This window comes from Enterococcus sp. VV15 (assembly GCF_005236045.1).
In the GTDB taxonomy this organism is placed as follows: Bacteria; Bacillota; Bacilli; order Lactobacillales; family Enterococcaceae; genus Enterococcus_B; species Enterococcus_B durans.
In genome coordinates, this window is sequence record NZ_QPTY01000007.1 from 16,602 (window position 1) to 41,173 (window position 24,572).

The following is a 24,572-nucleotide window of genomic DNA, read 5'->3' on the forward strand; positions in this document are numbered from 1 at the left end:
TCTATTTCTAATGGTTAGTTCAATCAAGGAACCAGTTAAAAGTCGCCAATTACTAAAATTTGTAAATCAAATTTTAGTAATTGGCGACTTTTTCTTAGAGAAAGAGCATTTTGACTGTTGTCTAGGCAAGGGCTGCATTGCAATTACTGGCTATCTTTTGTAAAATAAGAACGTTAGAGTTAAGTTTACTTAATAGAAAATTAAGAAATAAAGAATATCGCAGTCCGTCAATAAAAATGTGGTAGAATGACACATGACTGTAATTAACAGAAATTGCTTGGAGGAACACAAATGTTTAAAGATCTGTTTTTATTTATGAAAGATATCTATCAGAACAGAAAGTTATTGCTTCAATTTTCAGTAAATGATTTCAAGTCACGCTATGCGGGCTCTTTTTTAGGAATTTTATGGGCGTTCATCAACCCAGTATTTACTGTCTTGATCTACTGGTTAGTTTTCGGCTTTGGTCTAAAAGCAGCGATGACTGACGGAAAATATCCCTTTATCGTTTATTTGATCACTGGGATGGTTCCATGGTTCTTTTTCTCTGATGCATTTACTTCGACAACTCTTGTTTTTAGGGAGTATACGTATTTAGTGAAAAAAGTAGTGTTCAATATCCGCATTTTGCCAACGACTAAAATTTTAGCGAACCTTTATACCCATCTTTTCTTTATTTTGATTGGGTTATTAGTTGCGGCAATTTATGGGATTTTTCCTACTGCGATGACATTGCAATTGATTTATTATTTGTTCTGTATGTGCGCTTTTTTAACAGGATTGACTTGGTTGACTGCATCGATCCAACCCTTTTTACCCGATCTAATGCAGCTGATCACTATTTTACTACAGTTGATCATGTGGACATTGCCAATCCTTTGGAGTCCAGCACAATTTAACCCAATGATCATCAAGATCCTTAAATTGAACCCACTATATTACGTTGTCCAAGGCTACCGCGAATCATTCTTAAGTCAAGCTTGGTTCTGGGAGCATGGGATGTACACGTTGTATTTCTGGGTCTTCACGTTAGCTATTTTTATAATCGGATCTGCAGTGTTCCGTAGATTGAAACCACATTTTTCAGATGTGTTGTAAGGAGTATAAACATGACAGAGTATGCGATTAAATTAAACAATATTACAAAATCTTATAATATGTATGCAAAACCTTCAGATCGTTTTCGTGAAGCGTTGAATCCCTTTAAAAAATCTTATCATGATGTTTTTTATGCATTGAAAAATATCAATGTTGAAATAAAAAAAGGTGAGATGATCGGATTTGTTGGAGAAAACGGATCAGGAAAATCAACGATGCTTAAAATCATCACCGGGGTATTGACTCCGACTTCAGGCACAATGGAGATTGAAGGAAAAATCTCTGCTTTGCTAGAATTAGGTTCAGGATTCAATCCAGAGTATTCTGGCTATGAAAATATCTATTTAAATGGAATGGTCTTAGGCTTTTCTCGTGATGAGATCGACGGGATGGTTGATGATATCATTGAATTTGCCGATATCGGTGACCATATTTATCAGCCAGTAAAAACATACTCAAGTGGGATGTTCGTACGTTTAGCTTTTGCGGTTGCTATCAATGTCAATCCAGATATTTTGATCGTGGATGAAGCATTAGCTGTTGGTGACTTGGAGTTCCAATTGAAGTGTATGGAAAAATTTACTGAAATCAAAAATTCAGGTAAGACAATTTTATTCGTTTCTCATGACATCAGTTCAATCCGCCGATTCTGTGATCGTTCTTATTGGTTGAAAAATGGAGAAGTCGTGGAATACGGCGATACAATGGATGTTACCACGAATTATGAGAATTTCTTGAAGAAAAAATCAGTCAAGACAGTTGACCGAAACAAAAACCAAGTAGAACGTTTTGCTGCTCCAGATATTGTTGATGTGCTGAGCGCTGAACTATTAGATAAAGACAAAAAGCCGATCGATGTCCTTCAACAAGGAGAAACACTTTACGTCAAAGTAACTTACGAAGTAAAAGAAGAAACGATCAAAAATCCAGTGTTGGGGATTGCGTTACGAACAGTAGATAATTTTTATGTTTGTGGATTAAACACGTTGCTTGATGGAATCAAGATCCCTTGGAAGAAAGGGAAGAATGTTTTTTATTTAGAATACAACAAACTTGGCCTATTGGCTGGCGAGTATTATTTTGATGTAGCGGTCTTTGAAGAAAATGCCACTGTTCCTTTAGTCTACAAAACAAAATATATGAATCTATTTGTCAATGGTTCGTATATCGGTGAAGGAATCGTGATCTTGGACCATAAATGGGAAGAAGGTAATCAGAGCGATGAAATATGATTTTGAGATGGATTTAGACGAGCAAAGTAGTGTAGGTAAAATTGCTGCTCAAATCAAACCTGGAAGTAAAGTATTGGAATTTGGCCCAGGTAATGGCCGATTGACGAAACATTTGATCGGCGCAAAAAATTGTCAAGTAAGTATCGTGGAACTAGACAAAGAATTGTTTGATTTTGTCAATGAGTTTTCACAAGATGGCTTCTATGGCGATATCGAAAGTTTTGAATGGGCGAATTACTATGCTGGTCAAACATTTGACTATATCTTATTTGCAGATGTTTTAGAACATTTAGTCAATCCAGGAGCAACCTTGAAAAAGGTTAGAGAATTCTTAAATGAAGACGGTGAGATCCTCATCACATTTCCAAATCTCGTTCATAATTCAGTGATGATCCACCTCTTCAATAATGAACTACCTTGGGCTTCTTACGGTTTGTTAGATGAAACACACAATTCTTTTTATACGCATGATGGCTTCCAAAAAGTTTTTGAAAAAGCTGGGCTATATGTCAATATCGAGGATTACCTTTATTTAGCAGTAGGAGATACAGAGTTAAAATCAACGTATGAAGAATTACCTGAAGCGGTCCGTTATGATTTCAAAATGCGCCCATTCGGAGAAGTTTATCAGTATTTCTTTTCGTTGATGAAACATCCGGTGGAAAAGAACAAAGTTTCTGAACCGCAAAATTCAAATTATGTACGACTAATGGACATGAAACAAAAAACTGACAGTCAAGAAACGAGTCAAACGATTCCATTCAACAATCATACCGGTGAAAACCAAGTACTTTCTTTTTCTATCCCAGAAGATGTAGAAACTGTTTCCTTCTTGTTTGAGGAACAACCAAGTACCATTGAATTTCAAGTGGAGATTTCTGGGGAGAAAAGCGAGTATCTTCAAACAAATGCGGTGATACGCACACCAAGTGATTGCTACTTATTTGATGGAAAAGAACGACCAATGTTTCTTCTTTCGAATGTTGCAGGGAAAGAAATAACGGTTCATTGCCATTATCGATTCATTGGTGAACTAACTAAAACGATGGAAGAATTGCTAGCTACGATCAAACCCTTAGCAGCAAACCAACAGCAACTTGAAACAAGAATCGATATGCTTGAAAAAGAAAATCAGCAATTAAGAATCGACAAGACGACATTAGATCATTACTTGCAAACAACTACTACTCGTTATTATTCGTTATTGGATGAACAAGAGTTCACGATCAAATCACGTGGAAAACGACTAAAAGAAACACCAAAGAAAATCCAAGCAAAAGAACTATCTTTATGTGTCGATAGTCGATCATGGAATCCTGAAACGAAACTATTGACGATCATAGGATGGGGGATTTCGAATAGTGATCGTAAACCGTTAGCATATCATTTGTCAGAAAACCAATCTCCATATTTTAATGTGTTACAGGTTGAACGTCCTGAAGTCAATCAGGCAGAACAACTCCCAGCAGGAATGAAAGCTGGTTTTGAGTTACAGATACTAAGTGAGCAAGACCAACACTCATTTATGGTCGAGTTGACAGCTGAGAATGGGCAAACATGGTTTGTTGAAATCTGATCACATTTATTCAAGAAAAATAAAGGAGAACGGAAGATAGTGCAAAAAAAAGAAATTGCCGTATTTATTGATAAAATCACCCGTGAACGAGCAACGGGCGATTTGCTGATCGTCGGTTGGGCAGTCGATGAGGTTACAAAAGAGATTCCTCATATCAAAGTAGATAAAGAAAATGTTATCGCAGAGGTAACAAATGTCGTTCGACTCGATATCAATCATTTATATAACTTAGATGTAAAAACACCAAGCGGTTTTTCGATCCGCTTATCTGGACGATTAAAAGGCAGAGCAATCCTCGACTTCCAGACCAAAAAACATCAAAATGGGATCGCTGTGAAACTAAATAGTCGTTACCCTTATGATGATGGACTAGAAACTGGTTGGGAAAAGAAAAAACGGTTATTGAAAAAAGGCATCAATTATGCCAGAACACATGGTGTAAAAAAAGCAATTCGCCGAGTAAAACTAGAACTAAAACCAGGTTCAATCGATTATGCAGAGTGGATCACTCGCCACGAAAATATCGATTTGAAAAGTCAACAAGAGCAGTCTAAAAAATTTGACTATCGCCCGCTGATTTCCATAGCGATGCCCGTTTACAATGTAGAAATCAAATGGTTAGAAAAGTGTATCGATTCTGTGATAAATCAAACTTATGATAACTGGGAACTGTGTATCAGTGATGATGCATCTACCGATCCCAAAATCAAGAAATGTTTAGAAGCTTATGAGAAAAAAGAGCCACGGATCAAAGTTGTCTTTCGAAAAGAAAATGGGCATATCAGTTTAGCAACAAATTCTGCATTAGAAATCGCAACTGGTGAATTCATTGCTTTGCTGGACAATGATGATGAATTACCACCTCATGCACTTTTTGAAGTAGTGAAAGTTTTAAATGAGCGACCTGAACTTGATGTGATCTATAGTGACGAAGATAAGATCGATGCTGAGGGGAATCGTTTCGATCCACATTTCAAAGCAGATTGGTCACCAGATACTCTAATGGGAAATAATTACATTTCACATTTAGGTGTTTATCGTTCAAGTATCGTCAAGTCCCTTGGTGGATTTAGAAAAGGGTACGAAGGATCGCAAGATTATGATTTAGTCTTACGAGTGACAGAACAGATCCCTGAAGACCATATTTACCATATTGATAAAGTACTTTATCATTGGCGAACCATTCCAGGTTCAACAGCCAGCAGCGGCGAAGCGAAAAGTTATATCTATGATTCTGGCGTGAAAGCCTTAACTGATGCTCTAAATAGAAGAGGAATCAAAGGAACCGTCCGTCCAGGTTTGATCTCAGGTTTCTATGAAGTCACTTATGAGGTATTGCAAGAAGAGCTGGTCAGTGTCATTATCCCAACAAAAAATGGGTATGATGATCTGAAACTATGCGTCGACTCAATCATTGAAAAAACAAGTTATCCAAATTATGAGATCATTATTGCGGATAATGGGAGTACAGATCCTAAGATGCAAGAGCTGTTCGCTGAATATAAAAAACAATTGGACGAACGATTTATCGTGGAGTTGATCGATATTCCTTTCAATTATTCTCGAATAAACAATTTAGCTGCAGAAAAAGCAAGTGGAAAATATCTCTTGTTTTTAAATAATGATACCGAAGTCATTGAACCAAATTGGATGACGACAATGGTTTCTTATGCTCAGTTTGATCGTATCGGTTGCGTTGGAGCGAAGTTGTATTATCCAGATGATACGACTCAACATGCAGGTGTACTTGTAGGAATTGGTGGGGTTGCAGGGCACGCGTTGAATAACTACGATCGTACCCACTGCGGTTATTTTGGTCGGTTAGTCATCGATGTGAATTATCTAGCGGTCACGGCTGCTTGTATGATGGTTAAAGCAGCTGATTTTAAAGCTGTCAATGGATTCGATGAAACGCTAGAAGTGGCATTCAATGATGTCGATCTATGTTTGAAAATCTATGAATTAGGTAGATACAATGTTTATGCACACCAAGTAGAACTGTATCATTTTGAATCAAAATCCAGAGGGTATGAAGATACCCCTGAAAAGCAAAAACGATTTGCTGGTGAAATCAAAAAAATGCAAGATAAATGGCCAGCATATATTGCGCATGATCCATTCTACAATGATAATTTAACAAAAGAAGGAATCGGCGACTTTTCGTTGAGACCAGACTAAACTATAATAAAAAGCTGTTATGTTGTGATTCGCTCGCACATAATGGCTTTTTATAGTTTTTTGTCAAAAAAAGGCAGAAGGTGCCGACTCAAAAAAAAATAAGGCGAAGGAGTTACTTTTTCTTATTCATGCTCAGAGCACCAATAGATACAAAATCATAGCCAAAGTTTCACGAACCCTAGCTGTCAAAGAATCGATATTTTATTTTAATAGAGGCTATTTTAAAATAAATGGTTTAAGATATTCCTCTACAAAAGCCACTCTATCAATTATCATGGGTTTAAAATAAGAAGTGATAGAAATAACCAGATTATTCTTAGCGTCAATATAAAGTACATTTCCGCTATTACCAATTGCTGAATATATTTCGTTCTCAGAATCTAATATCCACCATAAATAGCCATATCTCATATTTTGTAAGTTCTCTAAAGCACTGGTTCTAGGTTTGAACATCTCGTTTATCCACTTGGGTGGTACGATTTGTTTTCCTTTATACATCCCTTTATTTAGGCATAATACACCAATTTTTGCCAGATCACTTGCCGATAAATACAAACCATATCCTGCCGTCCCGATATTTAGTGGATCACAAAACCAGACATTGGTTTTGGGAGACTTATCCATTGTAAACTGCTTATGTTCTTCAGCTGTTTTAGCATAATAATTGACATGGTTTGGTATCCCTATAGGATCAAATAGATACTTATTAGCAAAATCAACAGTTGTCAGCTTACTTGTCTGATACAACAAGCCAGTTAATATGTGTAAACAGACAGTTTGATAGTTGAATTCGCCAGTTATACCTTTTCTTCCTCCCAATAAATCTAGTGATGTTTTTGTCCAATCTTCACTTGAACAGACTTTTGTCCATGGATCGCCTTTACATTTGTAGGGTGCTTTCATTGTTAGCAAGTGCTTGATTGTAATAGCGTAAATAGTTTTCTCCCCACGTTTCACTTTATATTCTGGAAAATAATCTAATACTTTATCATCGATACTTTTGATTAATCCTTGTTCTAAAGCAATGCCAATCAGCAAAGATACAATACTTTTCGTTGCTGACATGATATGACAAGTATCGTCTTTTTTATAACCATTCCATTCATCTGTATAAACTTCTGCCCCATCCTTATATGCAACAATTTGACATATATTTGGTTGTCGAAAACCAATAAAATTATGCAACTCTTGTGTATTCATAAGATACTACCTCACTTTCTTCTATAAGCATAATGCCATTAAAAATCGATTTCAATTTTTTCGATTCTCCATGAAATACAGGTATTCTTATGGGCTAGACAGTGCTTTGGGAAGGTGGAGTATCTGAAAAATATAAAGGAGCGTGGGACAAAACTAAAAATCAGTTTTGCCACAGACTCTAACTCCGAATAAACGGTGGGAGCAGAAGCAAATCCTTCGGAAATAAGCGAAATTCACAAAAATTTGAAAAGCAATTTTCGTGAATTTCTTCTTATTTCTCGGAGTTAAACACTTCTGTCCCAACCTCAAGTGGATAAAAGAAAAAGCAACAAATACTTCGACTTCTTTAATTTACCAACATTAATGAAAATCGATTCATCTGGAGATTTGTACTTTAGCGTTCTTGTCTTGATTAGAGGTGCATAAAGCATTTTATTAGACATTTTTAAATTCCATTACAATTTGCTTATAAACTAGGTTTTTAAAGGCGGCTATGGTAAGATAATAGAGGTATTATTTTGTGATTAGGAGTGTATATATGAATAAAAATGGAGAATGGAGTGCTGCACGACGGATATTCATTATATTAATGGATGTTATTGTATACAATGCAGCAGTATATAGTAGTTTCTTACTGAAGTTTCGTGGAGAGATCCCATTACGAAATTTAGAAACTTTCCAACACTCGGCAATTATTATTTCAGTGATTTTTATTGCGTTGAACATTTTGTTGGGTGTATATGTTTTTTATAATCGAATGATCAGTGACATCGTGTTTGTCACAGTCATCGGCCAGGTATTGATGACACTAGGGATCATGGTAGTGACTTTCGCGGGCCGTTGGTTTGCTTTTCCACGTCTCGTTATCTTACTTTCATTTGTTCTCGGTACGCTTTTCTTAAGTATCTATCGTATTCTCGTATATAAACTTTATTTACGAGTAAGCCGAGATAAAAAGGTCGTCATCATTGGGTTAGAAAAGGATGTCGCACCAGCAATCCAAAATTTTGGTTCAAAGAAAAACAACAAACATAAAGTCGAAGCAGTCATTCTTGATAACTATTATGCAAACATCAAAAATATGATTAAAGACATCGATATTGTCTATCTTGCTTCTCATATCGAAGAAGCTGAAAAAATCAAAATCTATCAATTAGTTACTAAAAATGAAAAAAAATTGTTTTTGAATACAACATTTGAAAACTTGACATTGATCAATCCAAATATTATGAATTTCGAAGATGAAAGTATCATTGAAGCATCTGGATTTAGAATCCAACCTGAATATGAACTATTCAAACGTTTGTTTGATATCATCGTTTCACTTGTTTTACTAGTTATTGCTTCACCATTTATGTTATTCACAGCAATTTTAGTCAAAGTGACATCACCGGGACCAATCATCTATAAACAAGTGCGGATCACAAAAAATCAAAAGGAATTTTCAATCTATAAATTCCGCTCGATGACCGCCACAGCCGAAGCAAAATCTGGACCAGTTTTAGCTAAGAGCAATGATGCACGAGTAACGCCTGTAGGTAAATTTATTCGAGCTGTCCGCTTTGATGAATTGCCACAAATTTTCAATGTGCTGAAAGGCGATATGTCGATCGTAGGACCACGTCCTGAACGTCCTTTCTTCGTCGATCAGTTCAATGCAGAAAACCCTTATTACTACTTACGGCATAATGTTCGTGCCGGTATCACTGGGTATGCACAAGTCTATGGAAAATATGTCTCTGATTACAACAGTAAATTACGTTTTGATTTACTTTATATCAAAAAATATTCATTGATGCTTGATTTAAAGATCTTGCTGCAAACCATCAAGATCCTATTTGATAAAATGTCCTCTCAAGGACTTGAAGAAGACGAAAATGTGATCTCATTGGCAGAAATTGCTTTTCCGAATGAAAAAATCTTTCGCTAAAAAAATTATTTGAGAAGAAAGCAGGGAGAAATTTGAAAAATAAAAATATCAGTATGTTGCTTTCTTTGTATGATAAAGAAAAGCCGGAATATTTACAAGAAGCGCTCACTAGTATTTTTGCACAGACACTTTTACCTGATGAAATTGTGCTAGTTTATGATGGACCAATCAATAAGAATTTAGAAATAGTAGTAGAGACGTTCGAAAAAAGATACTCTGACAAATTTAAATTAGTTAAATTAGAACAGAATCAAGGGTTGGGAGTGGCGCTAGCTAAAGGTCTGGAACATACGTCGAATCGACTAGTTGCTAGGATGGATACGGATGACATCATGGTAGAAAATCGTTTAGAAAAACAACTAGCTATATTTGAACAACACCCAGAGATTTCTATTGTGGGAAGTAATATCGATGAATTTGTTGATAATAAGGAACACATAATCGGAAAAAGAATTGTTCCAGAATATAATCATGAAATATGCAAATTTTCGAAAAAAAGGAATCCATTTAATCATATGACTGTGATGTTTGATAAAAATGCTATATTAAGTGTTGGTAATTATCAGCCATTGATTGGATTTGAAGACTATTACTTATGGGTAAGACTTTTGAAAGCAGGATTCCAAGGGTATAACGTGCAAGAACCTTTAGTTTATGCTAGAGCAGGTGCAGACATGTATGCAAGACGTGGAGGTATAAAATATCTTATGCCAGGATTAAAGGGACGTTATCATATCTGGAGAGCAGGTCTAGGTACAGCAAAGGATTTTTTATTTGTTTCATGTGCGCATAGTCTAGTTTGTTTATTGCCTAATAATTTAAGAGGTAAAGTGTATGAAAAAAAACTTAGAAAATAGTATAAAATTGTCAATTATCATTCCATTTTACAATGCAAAAAAAACTTTAGAAAGAGCCATAGATAGTGTGTTTTCTCAAGAATATAAAAATATTGAAATTTTGCTTATTGATGATGGCTCTACAGATGGTAGTGATGAAATTTGTGCTAAAATCGTAAAAGACAGAAAAAATATTTTTTATTATGCTATAGAAAAAGGTGGTGTTTCTGCTTCAAGAAATATTGGCTTAGAAAAAGCTAGTGGAGATGTTATTGGCTTTTTAGATAGCGATGACTATTATTTATCAGGATGCTTCCACAAAGTTTTAGCTGATTTTTGTCAAAATAATCCAGATATTGTGGCATTTGGTCTTAAAAAGGGAACATCAGAAGAAAATTCTCTTAGGTTAATTCCACAGAAAAATATTGCTCTAAACAATCGTGAGGGTGTAGAGCAGTTGTTTAGAGATAAAGCAGTGGATTTTTATCTTTGGAATAAATTTTTTAAACGGGAGTTATTTTCTCAAATAACCTTTCCTGAAGGGAAACTATATGAAGATATGGTTCCGACGTATGAAGCATTTAAAATGGCATTAAAAATAGATATATTAGATTTTGAAGGTATTTTTTACTACCAAAATAATGAAAGTATTGTTTATCAAACATTTAATAAAAATCAATATGATAACGTAACACAAAGAAAAATATTATTGAAGAAAGTAACTAAAGATTTTCCTGAATTGTCATCTCTAGCAAAATCTCGATTAATTGATGGCTATTTGTCAACTGGCTTTAAAATTAGTAAGGGAAATTTAAATCAAGGAATTCCAAAAGAGTATTATGTCAAGTCAGTAAAAGAGATCAAGACTTTTTCAAAAGAAATAAAAAATGAAAAAGAAGTATCGTTCTTGAAAAAAATAGCACTAAAATTATATACAATAAGCCCAAAAGCATATTTTATTCTCTATAAGAATTATCTAGGCAAATAAAGGTAGAAATTTTTTAAACTATTTCTAGAGTTTTTTTAGGCTTAATTGGCAATATAATTATTGTGTAAAGTTTAAGGACTCTAATTTATCTATTTAGGAAGTGAAAAAAGTGAATAAAATTAGTGTAATCGTACCTGCATATAATGTAGAAAGTTATCTTGCAGATTGTCTAGATTCTATTTTAAATCAGACATACCCTAATATTGAGGTTATAGTGATTGATGATGGCTCTCCAGATAAGAGTGGGGAAATTGCTGAAAATTATAAACAAAAAGATCGACGAATAAAAGTTATACACCAAGAAAATGGTGGTTTAAGTGTGGCAAGAAACTCAGGATTGGACAACGCAACGGGAGAGTTTGTTTGTTTTATTGATAGTGATGATTGGATTGAACCTGATTATTTGGAACTTTTATATTCTGCTGTGGAGAAATATAAAGCTGATATTGCGGTAGTAAAAATTAAAAAAATTTCAGACTTAAAAAAACTTAAAGCGTGTACTGATACTGATTTAAATTGGGAAGTATTTACTAGAGAAGAAGCAATGAAAAACTTATTCATTAATAATAAAATTGGCTATTCTGCAAACAATAAATTATTTAACGTTAATTTGTTTGAAGAGATTAGATTTCCAGCCGGTCAATTAATGGAAGATAAAGCTACTACTTATCGTCTTATTGATAAATCAGACAGGGTAGCTACTAACACTTCCACAAAGTATCATTACTATCAAAGCCCTACAAGTATTTTAAGAGGTAGCTTTAATCCGCGCATATTTGATTCTTTTGAGGTCCATGAAGATATACTTAATTTTGTAGATAAATACTATCCAGAACTGTCTACAAATGTAAGGTCTCGATATGCATACGAGGCCATAAGAATGATGATGACAATGATAAAGAATAACTATTCTAACAAAAGTGATTTTTTGCGATCAATTGAAATTTTAGAAAGATTTGAAAAAGAAACTCAAAATGATCCTGATTTTTCGCCAAAAATAAAAAAATTAGCTAAATTTTTGATAAATAATAGAAATCTACCTTATTATTTATCCCATAGCAAAATTGCCGGTAATTTTTTATATAAGCTAGAGTCTGCGAGGTAGTAGAATGAATAATATCAAAAAGTTTTTATCAAGAAATGTATTTCCTTTAATTACAAGATTATTGCCTATAAAAAAGAATACAATTGTTTTTTCTAGTTTTGGTGGCCGTAATTATTCAGGAAATCCAAAGGTTATTTCTGAGAAAATCTATGAGAAAAATCTACCTTATAAAATTATCTGGTTAATAAAGAAAGAAGCAGTGATAGAGGACTTACCCACGTATGTAAAAAGGGTCGATACAGATACATTCCTTGCTTCATATTATTTATACACTGCTAAATTTTGGGTAGATGATAGTAGAAAAACAATACGTTATACTAAGCGTATTAAACAAATTTATTTTCAAACTTGGCACGGTACACCATTAAAAAAAATTGAGTTTGATGCAGTTGATAAGTTGCCTGATCGATATTTAAATTATGCAAAAAAAGATAGTGAGTCTATTACATATCTATTATCAGGTAATCGTTATAGTACAGAAAAATATAAATCTGCATTTAAAGTTGATTCAGCAAAAATTATAGAAATTGGAACACCAAGAAATGATAAATTAGTAGAAGAACAAAAGCAGTTGATAAGTGAGACGAATTTATTCAAAGAAAATATTACTATCTTATTTGCGCCAACATTCAGGGATAAGTTTGAAAAAAATGGGATTGCACAACTAAAAAAATTAGAAATAAATAAATTACAACAATTCTTCCAGGAAAGAAACCAAAATTTGGATTTAATGGTAAAGTTTCACCCTAATGTGAATGCTTTGCTATTAAAAGATCAAGAAAGTAAAAGTTATATGGAAAACAATAAAATTACTTTAGTTCCAGATGGACAAGTGCTTGAAACACTTTTTGCGGATATCGATATTTTAATTACCGATTATTCATCTATATTTTTTGATTATGCTTTATTAAAAAAACCAGTAATTCTTTTTAATTACGATGAAAAAGAATACTCAATTGAACGTGGTTTTTACGTTAGTCTAGATGATTTACCATTGTTTAAAGCGCAAAATGTGGATATGCTTATCGATATTTTTTCAAATCATTCAGATCAACTATTGCATAGTTCACAAAAGTTGCTAGATTATATAGGTAATACAGAAATTGGTAAAAGTACTGAAAGAGTAATTGAGCTAATCGAGAGGGAAGAAAAATGAGAAAGACAATCAAAGATATTTTTTATAATGCAATATATCAAGTCTTTTTAATTGTCTTACCTCTTATAACTATCCCAATACTTAGTAGAAGAATCGGTTCCGATGGCCTAGGTATTTATGGTTATGTTTTTTCAATTGCACAATTTTTGATGACTGTGATTGCTGTTGGAATGAATCCATTTAGAATTAGAAATATTGCCAAATCTAGAGAGTCTAAGAAAGCTTTGTCTATTCAGTTTTGGAATATCTATTTTATTCAATTTTTGTTAGGATTGGTTATTTCTATTATATATGTATTTTATATATTATGGTTTGATATACAATATAAAAATTTATATTTGATTCAATTGCTATTTATTATAGGTTTAACACTTGACATATCTTGGTTTTTCCAAGGGATTGAGGAGTTTTCCAAAGTTGTAATCAGAAACACTCTTATAAAAATAATTTCGGTATTTTTAATTATTGTATTTGTAACAACTAAAGAAGATTTATGGATGTACGTGTTCATCACTTCGATAACTAATTTATTAGGAAGTTTAGTCTTTTGGATAAATATTAGACAAAAAGTGTTTAAACCTTCTATTGATAGTTCGATACTTAAACAACTATGGAAACCAGCGTTTATTATTTTAATACCTCAATTATTCATGCAAGTATATACGACATTGGATAAAACAGTAGTAGGCTATTTTGTAGACCCTACTGAACTGTCTTATTATGATCAGTCTCAAAAAATTGCACGTATCATTCTTGCAGTTTTATCATCAGTAACTATTGTTATGCTTCCAAAAGTATCTAAAGCTCAAGTAGACGGAAAAAAGGATCTTATAATAGAGTATACAAAAAAAACATTTGATTATACATTTATTATCGCCTTATGTCTATTTAGCATAGTTTTCGTTAATACAAAAGAATTTATACCTTGGTTTTTTGGTAAAAATTTCACCCCAATGACGATAAATATGCTTCTTTCTTGTTTTTTAATCATATTTAGTCCTATTGGAGGAGTATTTGCTAATCAGTTTACTATTGCGATTGAGAAAGATAAAGCTTATGCTTATCCTATGCTTATAGGTGCGATAGTAAGTGTGATTGGCAACATATTATTAGTTCCTAGTTATGGTGTCGTAGGAGCATCTATTGTACTTGTAGTGGTAGAATTTTTAGTATTATTTTTCAGAGTATTTTTTATCCGCAAGGAAATTAAGATATCTTATTTTATTGATAAAAATATTGTTATATTTTTATTTATAAGCGTAGTTTTAACCAGTGTGGGATATTTCTTATTCCCACAACTAGTAACGTCATCTTTTATCAATATGGCAATAAAATCAATCGTTATTTTTATCGCTTATTTACCGTGTATTTATTTTCTTTTCCCTGGTATTAAGCATGAAATCAGAAAATTTATACCCCATAGTAAATAAAGTACACGGCTTGGATGCTATTTTTTATTAAAAAACATTCAAGTCGTACTTTTATATGGTCTTTATCCTTAATGAATGATAGGCTACATAAAATAAAAATCCCATCTACAATAAACAAGTAATTATTTATCACCTGTTTACATAGATGGGATTATGGAAGATATATATTTTTCTAAGCTTAAACATATATCTTCCATATTCTTTATCGTATACGTTCATACAATAAGGATTTAATTAGACTTTTTATCATAGTTCAAATCTTGTTTTATTTGTGATGTGGAAATTTCAGGTGTTCTTGGCAGATAAACCACTTTTGCATCTGTTAACTGCTCAAGTTCATCAAAATGTCCAGCCCAATCATCACCCATTACAAAATAGTCAGCTTCATATTTTTGAATATCCTTAGCTTTTTGATCCCAGTTTTCTTCTGGAATAACTAAATCAACGTAACGAATAGCTTCTAATAATTGCTTTCTTTTTTCATAACTAAAGTAACATTTTTTTTGTTTTTCATTCCAGTTGAATTCGTCCGTAGATAGGGCGACGATTAAATAATCGCCATATTCTTTAGCACGTTTTAATAGATTGATATGTCCATAATGTAATAAATCAAAGGTACCATAAGTAATTACTCTTTTCATTTTTCACCTCTTAAAAATTAAGTCATACGGTAGTAGTGTAGCATTTTTTTATTTAATATGAAAGCAATTAATTACGGAGTGTATATAAGTAGATTAGATAAGTAATTTTGTAAATAGAATAATTGCATTTTGGAAGTATGTATTTCTGAAAAAATATATTTTTATATGTTACTATAATATATTTTTTTGGGGAGGATGTGCATAATAAAGGGATTGACACTTTTTAAGATAAAGGCTAGTATTTTAGAAGATGGTATTTTAAATCTTAAGAAAGTAGAGAAATAAAAATGAAAATTACTGTTAACACTTCTAAGTATAAAAGTTTTTTAAAAAAATATTGGTTATTTATTACTCTATTAACAGTGTTAGGTGGTCTAATTTCTATAGGACTTCAATATTTTACGAATGATGAATATCTATCTGAGTCTAAAATATTAGTAAATTTACCTCAAAATGAGGCAACTACAAACGCTGATGCTATTTCGGCAAATCAAGGAATGATAGATACGTATAGGGAAATTATTAAAAGTGATGATTTTTTAGAACCTATAGTTTCAAAATTTAAAGATATTAATATAAAAGATTTAAAGAATGATATTCAGGTAGAAAAAGCAGAGAATTCATACGTTTTTAATGTAAAAATTCAAGGTAGCTCTGAAACTGAAGTTGAAAAATTAGGATCTGAAGTAGCAAAAAATTTTGAAAAAAGTATTAGTGAATATGTAAATATTGAGAAAGTCAAAATTCTTTCTTTAGATGTTGACTCTCTTGATAGCGGTAAAACAATTACTTTGATTAGATTTTTAATAGTTGGACTTTTAACAGGGTTCTGTTTATCTTTAGGAATATCTTTGCTTAGAGAATTTATAGTTTTTGAATAGGGGGATTTTATGAACATAGCAGTTTGCTTTTTTCTGGTGAATCCTATTTTAGGCATGTTAATTGTTCCTAAATTAATTTTTAGAGATAGACGGCAAAAATATGCATATTCGCTTTTATTTGGAGCTTTTTTTGGATATATGAGTTATTTTATAAATCCTTCACCAACTATAGATTTAGCAAGATACTTTCAAAAAATGGAAATGCTTTCTCATTTTTCTTTTGCAGATTTTATTAGTTATTATGATTTGAGTGCAAAACTCGATTTATCTAATTGGTTTCTATTTTTTCTATCTAAATTTGAAAATGTTCATTTACTACCATTGATAGCAATGACATTTGTATATACTTCTATATTATATATGATTTTAGATAATAAAGAGAATAAACACTTGAGTAATAAGATAGTTGCGTTACAAATATTAATTGTAGTAGCCTTCTTATCGTTTCCTGGAATATCAAGTAATATTAGGAATATTTCCGCTTTTGTTTTTTTCATGTTAGGATTTTATTTGGAAACATATCATAAAAGTTATCGGAAAAGCATAATCATATATATATTAGCAGCAATGATCCATAAAACAGTAGTTATTCTTATATTACTTCGAATTTTAAGTTACGTTGTATTAAAATTAAAAAATAAAAAATTATTTATAGTGATTAGTACTGTTTTTATTACATGTACTGTTTTTATAGTTATTGTTTATCAATTGGTGCATCTATTGCCAATTACCTTGCCATTTACTTCTTTAATTAATAAAGCTTATACTTATGCAACGGGGTTTGGGAGTAGTGATAGCTACATGCTATATATCCAAGGAAGCCTCTTTATGAAAATACAAAAAGCTTTTTATTTATGTATTAATTTACTATTTATGTATTTATTTTATAAAAATGGTTATTTGAAAAAATTGTTGTACTTCGAAAAAAAACAAGAAAATCAGTTTTTACTTTTTTACTTTTTTAATTTGGTTTTAACTCTAGGAACAATGCCTATAATTTTACCTGTATATTGGCGTTTTTCTTTTATTTCAGTAATATTCTCTTGGTGTGTAGTAAATACTAAAACCATTAAAAAGCAGATACTTATAGTGGCTATTTTAATATTGGTTTTTGGAGGATTCCTTTATCAAATATTGCTGATCGGTCAATATACAGATTTTATAACTTTTGTCACTAAAATTATTACAAACAATTATTTTTCGATTTTTATAGGTGGAAATTAGTGAAATACATTTTCTTTATTTTGTTGAGAGTTTAAAAAAATAATATATAATGCAGCTATTAAGAAAGTAGCATCTAGTCTTTCTTAATACTTTATAAATATATTTAAGCATATTAATTGGAGTGAATTTCATGAAGAAAATATTGATCACTGGTGGGGCTGGCTTCATTGGTTCTACCTTAGCTAATCATTTAGGAGAAGAACATGTGGTAATCGTCGTTGATGACTTATCAATGGGAAAAGTAGAAAATCTTGATATGACAAAAAATATCACTTTTATTGAGGGGGATGTTGCAGAGAAATCCTTGATGGAAGAGATTATGAAAGCTAATAAATTTGATTATATCTTTCATTTAGCAGCAGTTGCTAGTGTGGCGGATTCAGTTGCTAGACCGGTGGAAACACATCGTGTGAATTTTGAAAGTGTATTAATGATGTTAGAATTGATCCGCAAGTATCAGCATGATTTAAAACGGATCGTGTTTAGTTCTTCAGCGGCTGTTTATGGTGACGAACCGACTTTGCCAAAAAAAGAAGAGTCTGTGATTCGACCATTGACGCCTTATGCGGTTGATAAATTTGCTGCAGAACAATATGTGCTAGATTATTGTCATTTATATGATGTACCTGGTAGCGCAGTTCGTTTCTTCAATGTCTATGGCCCAAATCAAAATCCCAATTCTCCATACAGTGGTGTGATTTCTATTCTCGTAGATCGCTACAAGAAACAAATCGTAGGAGAAACAACTTCATTTACGCTATTTGGTGATGGAAGTCAGTCTAGAGATTTTGTTTATATAGATGATGTGATCCAAGCGTTACTTTTAGTTGCAAATGAGGAAGCGGCACTGGGGAAACAATTCAATGTTGGAACGGGTAAAGCAACTACACTTTTGGAATTGATCCATGCAATCAATGAAATTCTCGGTGTAGAATTGACACTTGAATACAAAGAAGAGCGTTCGGGTGATATCCATGATTCTCTAGCAGATATTACTAAGATTCGGTCGATTGGCTATCAACCGAAATATGATATTTTAAGTGGAATGACTAACTATTTGAAAACTGAAATCAACTAAAAAAGGGGAATGGCAAGATTTTTGTCATTCCCTTTTTTGAGCAAATACTACTTCATTGAATAGCATTTGCCGGCTCTCTCTTTATCATATCAGCTAGTTGCTAGCTTAGTCGTTCCTTCCATCAGATTATAAATTTGACTTCTTAAATCAGCAGTAGGGAGTTTAATGGTTTTATCCGCTTTTACATTACTCTCCATGACAATAGCATCCTGTGAATCTTTTCTAAATACAGTAGCTGTATCGAAAGAGTTGATATTTCCTTGCGACAGGATATAGTTATCTCCGCTATATACCCCACCACTATATGGATGTCCATTCGCATTTTCGCGCCATAGTGAGAAGAGTATGTCTTTGGAAACTATTTTTCCAGATAAAGCTTGTGTAAACAGCGTATCTAAATCATAGACGGACATACTGATATTACCAGTTCCTAATTCGTTATGGATCTCTGTTTCAGATTCTGTCAGTGGTTTAAAGTAATCATCCTCTTTAGACATTTGATAGGATAGTGCATGATTCGATGAATTTTTGACTTGGTCATAAAATTTTGTATGCTGTAATCCTAAAGGTTGAATGATATCGTCGGTCAACAATTTTTCATAGGGTTGATTCGTTAATTTGATCAAAATTCCGGTCAATATGGTAAAGTTTAATGGTTCGTAATGATAGGTCTGATAATCTGTAAATTTTAAGTGCTGAATCGCAAATTGAACGACTTCTTCATCAGTCATTGGTATGGTTGGATAAGCAGTTCGGTGCAAGCCTGAGCGCATATAGAGCAAGTCACGGATAGTAATCTGCTGGCTGCCAGCAATTTGTGGATAGAATTGAGCCAGCTTAGTATCTAAAGAAAGGTGCCCACGCTCGACTTGTTTTAAAATCAAAAGAGTAGTCAATGCTTTTTGAACCGAACCAATCTGATAATAAAGAGAAGGATCATTTGGTTGTTGCGTGAGTTTATTCGCATAGCCATAGCCTTTCTCCATGATGACGTGATTATTTTTCTTTACGTAAATCGAACCAATATAATCATTTTTTCTTAATAGTTGATCGATTTTTTCAACGAGCTGTTGTTCATTGGTAGTCAGTATCAATTTTTTTTGAGCTGATTGAGCATGGGCAACTATCTGAGAGTGTTCATTATTGTAGAATTGCCATCCAAGAATAGTTCCTGTAGAGAATGCGCCAAGGCTTAACAAAGCGATAACGATCAGTAAAAATGGATATTTTCTTTTTTTAGCATGTTTTCCTTTTTTCATAATAGTTTAGTCTCCTTTCTTTTTTACAGAAAGAATAAAGCTAAAATAGCTTGTATCTTGATAACATTTATTTTAATCTTATAGTAATGAATTTACTACTTACATTTTTGATAGAATATTTAAATAAAATCATTCACGCCAATTCAAATATCATGTATAATGAATAAAGTTACGAACTTGATAGTAAGGAGGAGTTGTTTTGTCAGAAAACAAACAACGTCCAGTGGAGAAAAAAAAGAATCTTTCTTCTGATACTACTGAAGTGATCACTCAGAGAAAGAATTTACGTAAAAAAGAGGATAAGATCGTAAGTAAGATCATTATGGTGATTGTGCTTACATTATTGATCGTTGGAGGCGTTCTTGGCTTTACAGTGTACCGTTATGTCGACAGTGGGTTAAAGCCGCTGGATGCATCAGATGACCAATTGGTGCAAGTAGAGATCCCAAGTGGCTCTTCAAATAAGCAAATCGGGGAAATCTTAGAGAAGGATAATATCATTAAGAGCGGTATCGTATTTAACTATTATACGAAATTCAAAAATATGACTGGATTTCAAGCTGGATATTACCAAATGGCACCTAATATGACTTTAGATGAAATCGGTAAGGAATTACAAGAAGGTGGTACTTCTGAACCGACAGAAGTAGCGGATGGTAAGGTAGTTGTTCCGGAAGGATATGATATCAATCAAATTGCTTCTCGAGTCGCTAAAGTAACTGGGAAAAACGAACAAGAATTTTTAGATTTGATGAAAGATGATACGTTCTTCAAAGAGTTACAGCAAAAATTCCCTGATTTATTGGCAAGCGCTGGTACGGCTGAAAATGTCAAATATCGTTTAGAAGGCTATTTGTTCCCAGCTACCTATGACTATTACAAAAAGATGTCACTTAAAGACTTAGTGATCCAAATGGTCAATAAAACAAATACGGTGTTACAACCTTATTTTTCAACAATCAAACAACAAAATCATACGGTGCAAGAAGTATTGACTTTGGCATCATTGGTTGAAAAAGAAGGGGTCAAAGAAAGCGATCGTAAAAATATTGCTCAAGTATTTTATAATCGGATTGCAGCAAACATGCCTTTACAGTCTGATATTTCTGTGTTGTATGCATTAGGGGAACACAAAGAATTGGTAACATATGAGGATACTACGGTGGATTCTCCTTATAATCTATATACCAATACAGGATATGGACCTGGGCCTTTCGATAACCCTAGTGAAGCTTCGATTAAAGCTGTTTTGGAACCGACAAAAAATGATTACTATTATTTTGTAGCGGATATCAAAACTGGGGATGTCTACTTTGCAAAAACTTATGAAGAACATTTAGAATTAGTTGATAAATATGTCAATAATTCGTAAAATAGGAGATATCACTAGGGATTCATTTTAATAAAAAAACATTTACATTTTAGGAAAAGCGTGGTAATCTTTTTTGGATTATATCCTCAAAAGATTACCTTTTGCGGTATTCCAAAAGATAAGAAGGAGACGTTATACATGGTTGAGAAAGTTTACCCTATGACTCTAGAAGGCAAAGCCAAACTAGAAGAAGAATTAGAAGAATTAAAAACAGTTAAACGCGGTGAGATCATTGAGCGTATCAAGATTGCCCGCAGCTTTGGTGATCTATCTGAAAACTCAGAATACGAATCTGCGAAAGATGAACAAGCATTTGTCGAAGGACGAATCACAACAATCGAAACAATGATTCGTTTTGCACAAATCATTGATAATGACGGTGTAGATGCGGACGAAGTATCGATTGGTAAAACAGTTACTTTTATTGAATTGCCTGATGGTGAGGAAGAAGAGTATACGATTGTAGGAAGTGCAGAAGCAGATCCATTTTCTGGGAAAATTTCTAATGATTCTCCAATTGCTCAAGCATTGATCGGTAAGTTGGTTAATGACGAAGTGACCATCGCAACTCCTGGTGGCGATATGTTGGTTAAAATCACTAAAGTAGAACAAGCATAAATCAACTGGTTGTTTGAGTAAAAAAGAGGCAGAAAAAGTGCCTCAAGAAATAAGAGGAAATCCACAAAAACAATTTTATTGATTTTTGAGAATTTCGTTTTATTTTTCGAAGCGGTTGCTTTCGTTTCCGCTGTGTATTCGAATTGCTAGGGTGGGATAAAAGTGATTTTACTTTTGTCTTACCCTTTTTTTGCAACAATGATTTACATCTTAAGCCCTATGGTATCTTTGACAAAAACTAGGTATGATGGAACGAGAATGACTATGAAAGGGGAAAAAAGATGAATAGTTCTTGGCGTTTTTTTATCATTGTCGAAACGCTGCTATTGCTTTTTGCTATTTGGCAAATCGTCAATAATGTCGCCTTACTTCTTTTGGTACTTTTTGGTATCTTAAATATATATTTAGCATTAAAAAAGCATCCACGATCAGGATTTCAAAATTTTCAATTAATTATGGGAGGATTGATCATCTTCTTTAGCTTAGTGAATAGCCCTGCGTTATGGATGATGGCTGTTTTTGCTGTTTTGTTCATTGGTCTAAAAGGTGTAGAGATATCAGGTATCGACCTTACTAAAAATGCATTCTGGCGTAAAAAACAGATGGTCATGGTCCAAACAGATCAGTTAAAATCTCATAACAATGAGCGAAAGAAGCAGCAATTATTTGGTAATCAAAGAATTGGAAATGATGTGTATGAGTGGGATGATATCAATATTACACTGATATCTGGAGATACGATCATTGATTTGGGAAATACTTTATTACCCAAGGATGACAATATTGTGATCGTCCGAAAGGGTATCGGTAGAACACGTATCTTAGTTCCTGTAGGTATCGCAGTGAGTTTAGAACATGCTACTTTAGCTGGAAATGTTTTATTTGAAGAAGAACAATTTTCATTGAAAAATGAATCCATCAAAATCTATAGTAACGATTATGATGAAAATCCAAGACGTTTAAAGATCATCACGAATTCACTTTTGGGAGATGTTGAGGTGATACGAGTATGATCAGCAAATTGTCGAAGCCAATGTTTGCTGTTTATTCAGCAATAGTTTCTTTCTTGATCATTTTATTCTCTTTATTTACTTATTTTTATGCGAGTAACCAAACAGATTGGTGGCGAGAGTTATTAAGTGCTAGACTCTTGTATATTCCTTTGATCTTTCACTTATTTGCCATTGCTTTAGGTGTAGGAATTCTCGTTTTTTTGACTGTATCGGTTATTCAAAAAGCGAGATATGGAAAAATCGAGGAAAAATTACGGACTCTATCGGCTGGTAATTATGAATCGCCTATTTTGAACCAACCAATACCAAGACCAGTCGATGATATCTATTTACATGACATTGATCAGGAGATCACCAAAATCAAAGAGAAAATGATCGAAGTGTCAAGTGAACTCCAAATTATGACAAGCAGACCGCAATATGTGGATGGACAAACGAGAGAAGAAATCTTAGAATTAGAGAGACATCGATTAGCTCGAGAATTGCATGATTCTGTTTCTCAACAACTTTTTGCGGCAATGATGATGATGTCTGCACTAACTGAACAAGCAGAAAAAACAGACACATCTGAAAAATTTCGTAAACAACTGCAAATGGTAGCGGATATCATCAATGCCTCACAATCAGAAATGCGTGCATTGTTGCTCCATCTTCGTCCAGTGAATCTTGAAGAAAAGAGTTTGAAACAAGGAATCGAACAACTGTTGAAAGAATTACAAAGTAAAATTCAAATTTCCTTGAAATGGGACATTGAAGACGTAAAATTGATAAGTTCAATCGAGGATCATTTGTTCCGTATCGTACAAGAGTTGTTGTCTAACACGCTACGACATGCGAAGGCGAACGAATTGGAAGTTTATTTGCATAAGATCAATAACAATCTATTATTGCGAGTGATCGATGATGGAGCAGGATTCAATATGAATGAATCTAAAACTGGCAGTTATGGATTAAATAATATCAGAGAACGGGTTGCAGGTATCGGTGGAACAGTGAAGATCATTAGTTTCAAAGGTCAAGGTACTAGCATTGAAATCAAAGTTCCTTTAATGAAGGAGGGGTAAGAAAAGATGATCAAAATTTTACTTGTAGATGATCACGAAATGGTTCGTTTAGGCGTTTCTTCTTATTTATCGATCCAAGACGATATCGAAGTGATTGGCGAAGCAGAAAACGGGCGTGAAGGCTACGAAAAGGCAATGGAATTACGACCTGATGTGATCTTGATGGATCTTGTCATGGAAGAAATGGATGGCATCGAATCAACTAAAGCTATTTTAAAGGATTGGCCACAAGCAAAAATCATTATCGTAACTAGTTTTATTGATGATGAAAAAGTTTATCCAGCAATTGAGGCAGGTGCGGCAGGCTACTTATTGAAGACATCAACTGCTCATGAAATAGCAGATGCGATCCGAGCAACACAGCGTGGAGAACGTGTGTTGGAACCTGAAGTAACAAACAAAATGATGGAGAAAATGAGTAGACGAAATGAACCAGTCCTTCATGAAGATTTAACGAATCGGGAAAATGAAATCTTGATGTTGATCTCTGAAGGGAAAAGTAATCAGGAAATTGCAGATGAATTATTTATCACACTTAAAACTGTTAAAACTCATGTTTCGAATATCTTGGCAAAGTTAGAAGTCGAAGACCGAACGCAAGCTGCAATCTATGCGTTCAAACATGGATTAGTTAAATGATATGATTGAAGAGCTGAATTTGAATTCAGCTTTTTTTATTCATCAACTTTTCAT

21 protein-coding genes are annotated in these 24,572 nt (G+C 33.2%); 18 read left to right on the forward strand and 3 right to left on the reverse strand.

From position 1 onward, the window contains the following. The first annotated feature begins 291 nt into the window (after window positions 1-291). Genes DVW83_RS04240 through DVW83_RS04255 form a run of 4 tightly spaced genes read left to right on the forward strand, consistent with a single transcriptional unit; the run spans window position 292 to window position 6,084 of the window. On the forward strand, window positions 292-1,098 hold the full coding sequence (locus DVW83_RS04240) for an ABC transporter permease (RefSeq protein WP_005880971.1): 807 nt from the start codon (window positions 292-294) through the stop codon (window positions 1,096-1,098). An 11-nt stretch (window positions 1,099-1,109) separates the two neighbouring features. Then, window positions 1,110-2,330, forward strand: coding sequence for an ABC transporter ATP-binding protein (locus DVW83_RS04245; protein ID WP_053111845.1), 1,221 nt, complete (start codon window positions 1,110-1,112; stop codon window positions 2,328-2,330). Then, window positions 2,320-3,906: a class I SAM-dependent methyltransferase gene (locus tag DVW83_RS04250; protein WP_104660435.1), complete on the forward strand. Its 1,587-nt coding sequence runs from the start codon at window positions 2,320-2,322 to the stop codon at window positions 3,904-3,906. Before DVW83_RS04245 ends, DVW83_RS04250 begins: the two co-directional genes overlap by 11 nt. Window positions 3,907-3,945: 39 nt before the next feature. Beyond that, window positions 3,946-6,084 carry a glycosyltransferase family 2 protein gene (locus DVW83_RS04255; RefSeq protein ID WP_104660434.1) on the forward strand — a complete coding sequence of 713 codons (2,139 nt, stop codon included), beginning with the start codon at window positions 3,946-3,948 and terminating at the stop codon, window positions 6,082-6,084. A 216-nt stretch (window positions 6,085-6,300) separates the two neighbouring features. Here the strand turns inward: DVW83_RS04255 and DVW83_RS04260 are convergent, their stop codons facing one another. Further along, entirely contained in the window at window positions 6,301-7,284 is a 984-nt protein-coding gene (locus DVW83_RS04260) for a serine hydrolase domain-containing protein (RefSeq protein WP_104660433.1), read from the reverse strand. A 538-nt stretch (window positions 7,285-7,822) separates the two neighbouring features. Here DVW83_RS04260 and DVW83_RS04265 point away from each other — a divergent pair. The 6 genes from DVW83_RS04265 to DVW83_RS04290 all read left to right on the forward strand — a co-directional run bounded on the left by DVW83_RS04265 (window position 7,823) and on the right by DVW83_RS04290 (window position 14,729). Further along, the gene (locus tag DVW83_RS04265; protein ID WP_104660333.1) at window positions 7,823-9,214 is read left to right on the forward strand and encodes a sugar transferase; all 1,392 of its coding nucleotides are present in this window, start codon (window positions 7,823-7,825) and stop codon (window positions 9,212-9,214) included. A 53-nt stretch (window positions 9,215-9,267) separates the two neighbouring features. Next, window positions 9,268-10,071, forward strand: coding sequence for a glycosyltransferase (locus DVW83_RS04270; RefSeq protein WP_104660350.1), 804 nt, complete (start codon window positions 9,268-9,270; stop codon window positions 10,069-10,071). Further along, window positions 10,049-11,038, forward strand: coding sequence for a glycosyltransferase family 2 protein (locus DVW83_RS04275; RefSeq protein ID WP_104660334.1), 990 nt, complete (start codon window positions 10,049-10,051; stop codon window positions 11,036-11,038). The genes DVW83_RS04270 and DVW83_RS04275 overlap by 23 nt, the downstream gene beginning before the upstream one ends. A 109-nt stretch (window positions 11,039-11,147) precedes the next feature. Next, window positions 11,148-12,143: a glycosyltransferase family 2 protein gene (locus DVW83_RS04280; RefSeq protein ID WP_104660335.1), complete on the forward strand. Its 996-nt coding sequence runs from the start codon at window positions 11,148-11,150 to the stop codon at window positions 12,141-12,143. A 4-nt stretch (window positions 12,144-12,147) separates the two neighbouring features. Next, complete coding sequence (locus tag DVW83_RS04285; RefSeq protein ID WP_113845398.1) at window positions 12,148-13,299, forward strand: CDP-glycerol glycerophosphotransferase family protein; 1,152 nt, start codon at window positions 12,148-12,150, stop codon at window positions 13,297-13,299. After that, a complete protein-coding gene (locus DVW83_RS04290; protein ID WP_113845399.1) occupies window positions 13,296-14,729 on the forward strand; it encodes an oligosaccharide flippase family protein in 1,434 nt (477 codons plus the stop codon). The genes DVW83_RS04285 and DVW83_RS04290 overlap by 4 nt, the downstream gene beginning before the upstream one ends. Window positions 14,730-14,959: 230 nt before the next feature. Here the strand turns inward: DVW83_RS04290 and tagD are convergent, their stop codons facing one another. Then, window positions 14,960-15,370 carry a glycerol-3-phosphate cytidylyltransferase gene (tagD, locus tag DVW83_RS04295; RefSeq protein WP_104660338.1) on the reverse strand — a complete coding sequence of 137 codons (411 nt, stop codon included), beginning with the start codon at window positions 15,368-15,370 and terminating at the stop codon, window positions 14,960-14,962. 287 nt (window positions 15,371-15,657) lie between these two features. Here tagD and DVW83_RS04300 point away from each other — a divergent pair, with 287 nt between their 5' ends. The 3 genes from DVW83_RS04300 to DVW83_RS04310 all read left to right on the forward strand — a co-directional run bounded on the left by DVW83_RS04300 (window position 15,658) and on the right by DVW83_RS04310 (window position 18,553). Continuing rightward, window positions 15,658-16,251: a YveK family protein gene (locus DVW83_RS04300; RefSeq protein ID WP_104660339.1), complete on the forward strand. Its 594-nt coding sequence runs from the start codon at window positions 15,658-15,660 to the stop codon at window positions 16,249-16,251. 9 nt (window positions 16,252-16,260) lie between these two features. Beyond that, complete coding sequence (locus DVW83_RS04305) at window positions 16,261-17,475, forward strand: EpsG family protein (protein WP_104660340.1); 1,215 nt, start codon at window positions 16,261-16,263, stop codon at window positions 17,473-17,475. 130 nt (window positions 17,476-17,605) lie between these two features. After that, window positions 17,606-18,553, forward strand: a complete 948-nt coding sequence (locus DVW83_RS04310) for an NAD-dependent epimerase/dehydratase family protein (RefSeq protein ID WP_104660341.1) — start codon at window positions 17,606-17,608, stop codon at window positions 18,551-18,553. Between the two features lie 89 nt (window positions 18,554-18,642). Here the strand turns inward: DVW83_RS04310 and DVW83_RS04315 are convergent, their stop codons facing one another. After that, entirely contained in the window at window positions 18,643-19,812 is a 1,170-nt protein-coding gene (locus DVW83_RS04315) for a serine hydrolase domain-containing protein (RefSeq protein WP_104660342.1), read from the reverse strand. 199 nt (window positions 19,813-20,011) lie between these two features. On the opposite strand from DVW83_RS04315, the gene mltG reads away from it, so the two are divergent. The 5 genes from mltG to DVW83_RS04340 all read left to right on the forward strand — a co-directional run bounded on the left by mltG (window position 20,012) and on the right by DVW83_RS04340 (window position 24,518). After that, the gene (gene mltG, locus DVW83_RS04320) at window positions 20,012-21,184 is read left to right on the forward strand and encodes an endolytic transglycosylase MltG (protein ID WP_104660343.1); all 1,173 of its coding nucleotides are present in this window, start codon (window positions 20,012-20,014) and stop codon (window positions 21,182-21,184) included. A gap of 138 nt (window positions 21,185-21,322) precedes the next feature. Continuing rightward, window positions 21,323-21,802 carry a transcription elongation factor GreA gene (gene greA / locus DVW83_RS04325; protein ID WP_104660344.1) on the forward strand — a complete coding sequence of 160 codons (480 nt, stop codon included), beginning with the start codon at window positions 21,323-21,325 and terminating at the stop codon, window positions 21,800-21,802. A gap of 281 nt (window positions 21,803-22,083) precedes the next feature. Then, on the forward strand, window positions 22,084-22,815 hold the full coding sequence (liaF, locus tag DVW83_RS04330) for a cell wall-active antibiotics response protein LiaF (RefSeq protein WP_104660345.1): 732 nt from the start codon (window positions 22,084-22,086) through the stop codon (window positions 22,813-22,815). Then, window positions 22,812-23,879, forward strand: a complete 1,068-nt coding sequence (gene liaS / locus DVW83_RS04335) for a two-component system sensor histidine kinase LiaS (RefSeq protein WP_104660346.1) — start codon at window positions 22,812-22,814, stop codon at window positions 23,877-23,879. The genes liaF and liaS overlap by 4 nt, the downstream gene beginning before the upstream one ends. Window positions 23,880-23,885: 6 nt before the next feature. After that, window positions 23,886-24,518 (forward strand): response regulator transcription factor, encoded by a 633-nt coding sequence (locus DVW83_RS04340; protein WP_104660347.1) that lies wholly within the window; start codon window positions 23,886-23,888, stop codon window positions 24,516-24,518. Window positions 24,519-24,572: the final 54 nt, after the last annotated feature.

Bases quoted from the DNA above. Each gene is read 5' to 3' on its own strand.
- DVW83_RS04315 (WP_104660342.1), bottom strand. From the start codon at position 19,812: ATGAAAAAAGGAAAACATGCTAAAAAAAGAAAATATCCATTTTTACTG.
- DVW83_RS04310 (WP_104660341.1), top strand. From the start codon at position 17,606: ATGAAGAAAATATTGATCACTGGTGGGGCTGGCTTCATTGGTTCTACC.
- DVW83_RS04240 (WP_005880971.1), top strand. From the start codon at position 292: ATGTTTAAAGATCTGTTTTTATTTATGAAAGATATCTATCAGAACAGA.
- DVW83_RS04265 (WP_104660333.1), top strand. From the start codon at position 7,823: ATGAATAAAAATGGAGAATGGAGTGCTGCACGACGGATATTCATTATA.
- DVW83_RS04290 (WP_113845399.1), top strand. From the start codon at position 13,296: ATGAGAAAGACAATCAAAGATATTTTTTATAATGCAATATATCAAGTC.
- DVW83_RS04340 (WP_104660347.1), top strand. From the start codon at position 23,886: ATGATCAAAATTTTACTTGTAGATGATCACGAAATGGTTCGTTTAGGC.
- liaS (WP_104660346.1), top strand. From the start codon at position 22,812: ATGATCAGCAAATTGTCGAAGCCAATGTTTGCTGTTTATTCAGCAATA.
- DVW83_RS04250 (WP_104660435.1), top strand. From the start codon at position 2,320: ATGAAATATGATTTTGAGATGGATTTAGACGAGCAAAGTAGTGTAGGT.
- DVW83_RS04285 (WP_113845398.1), top strand. From the start codon at position 12,148: ATGAATAATATCAAAAAGTTTTTATCAAGAAATGTATTTCCTTTAATT.
- liaF (WP_104660345.1), top strand. From the start codon at position 22,084: ATGAATAGTTCTTGGCGTTTTTTTATCATTGTCGAAACGCTGCTATTG.
- DVW83_RS04245 (WP_053111845.1), top strand. From the start codon at position 1,110: ATGACAGAGTATGCGATTAAATTAAACAATATTACAAAATCTTATAAT.
- DVW83_RS04270 (WP_104660350.1), top strand. From the start codon at position 9,268: ATGTTGCTTTCTTTGTATGATAAAGAAAAGCCGGAATATTTACAAGAA.
- DVW83_RS04300 (WP_104660339.1), top strand. From the start codon at position 15,658: ATGAAAATTACTGTTAACACTTCTAAGTATAAAAGTTTTTTAAAAAAA.
- DVW83_RS04305 (WP_104660340.1), top strand. From the start codon at position 16,261: ATGAACATAGCAGTTTGCTTTTTTCTGGTGAATCCTATTTTAGGCATG.
- DVW83_RS04275 (WP_104660334.1), top strand. From the start codon at position 10,049: ATGAAAAAAAACTTAGAAAATAGTATAAAATTGTCAATTATCATTCCA.
- DVW83_RS04260 (WP_104660433.1), bottom strand. From the start codon at position 7,284: ATGAATACACAAGAGTTGCATAATTTTATTGGTTTTCGACAACCAAAT.
- tagD (WP_104660338.1), bottom strand. From the start codon at position 15,370: ATGAAAAGAGTAATTACTTATGGTACCTTTGATTTATTACATTATGGA.
- greA (WP_104660344.1), top strand. From the start codon at position 21,323: ATGGTTGAGAAAGTTTACCCTATGACTCTAGAAGGCAAAGCCAAACTA.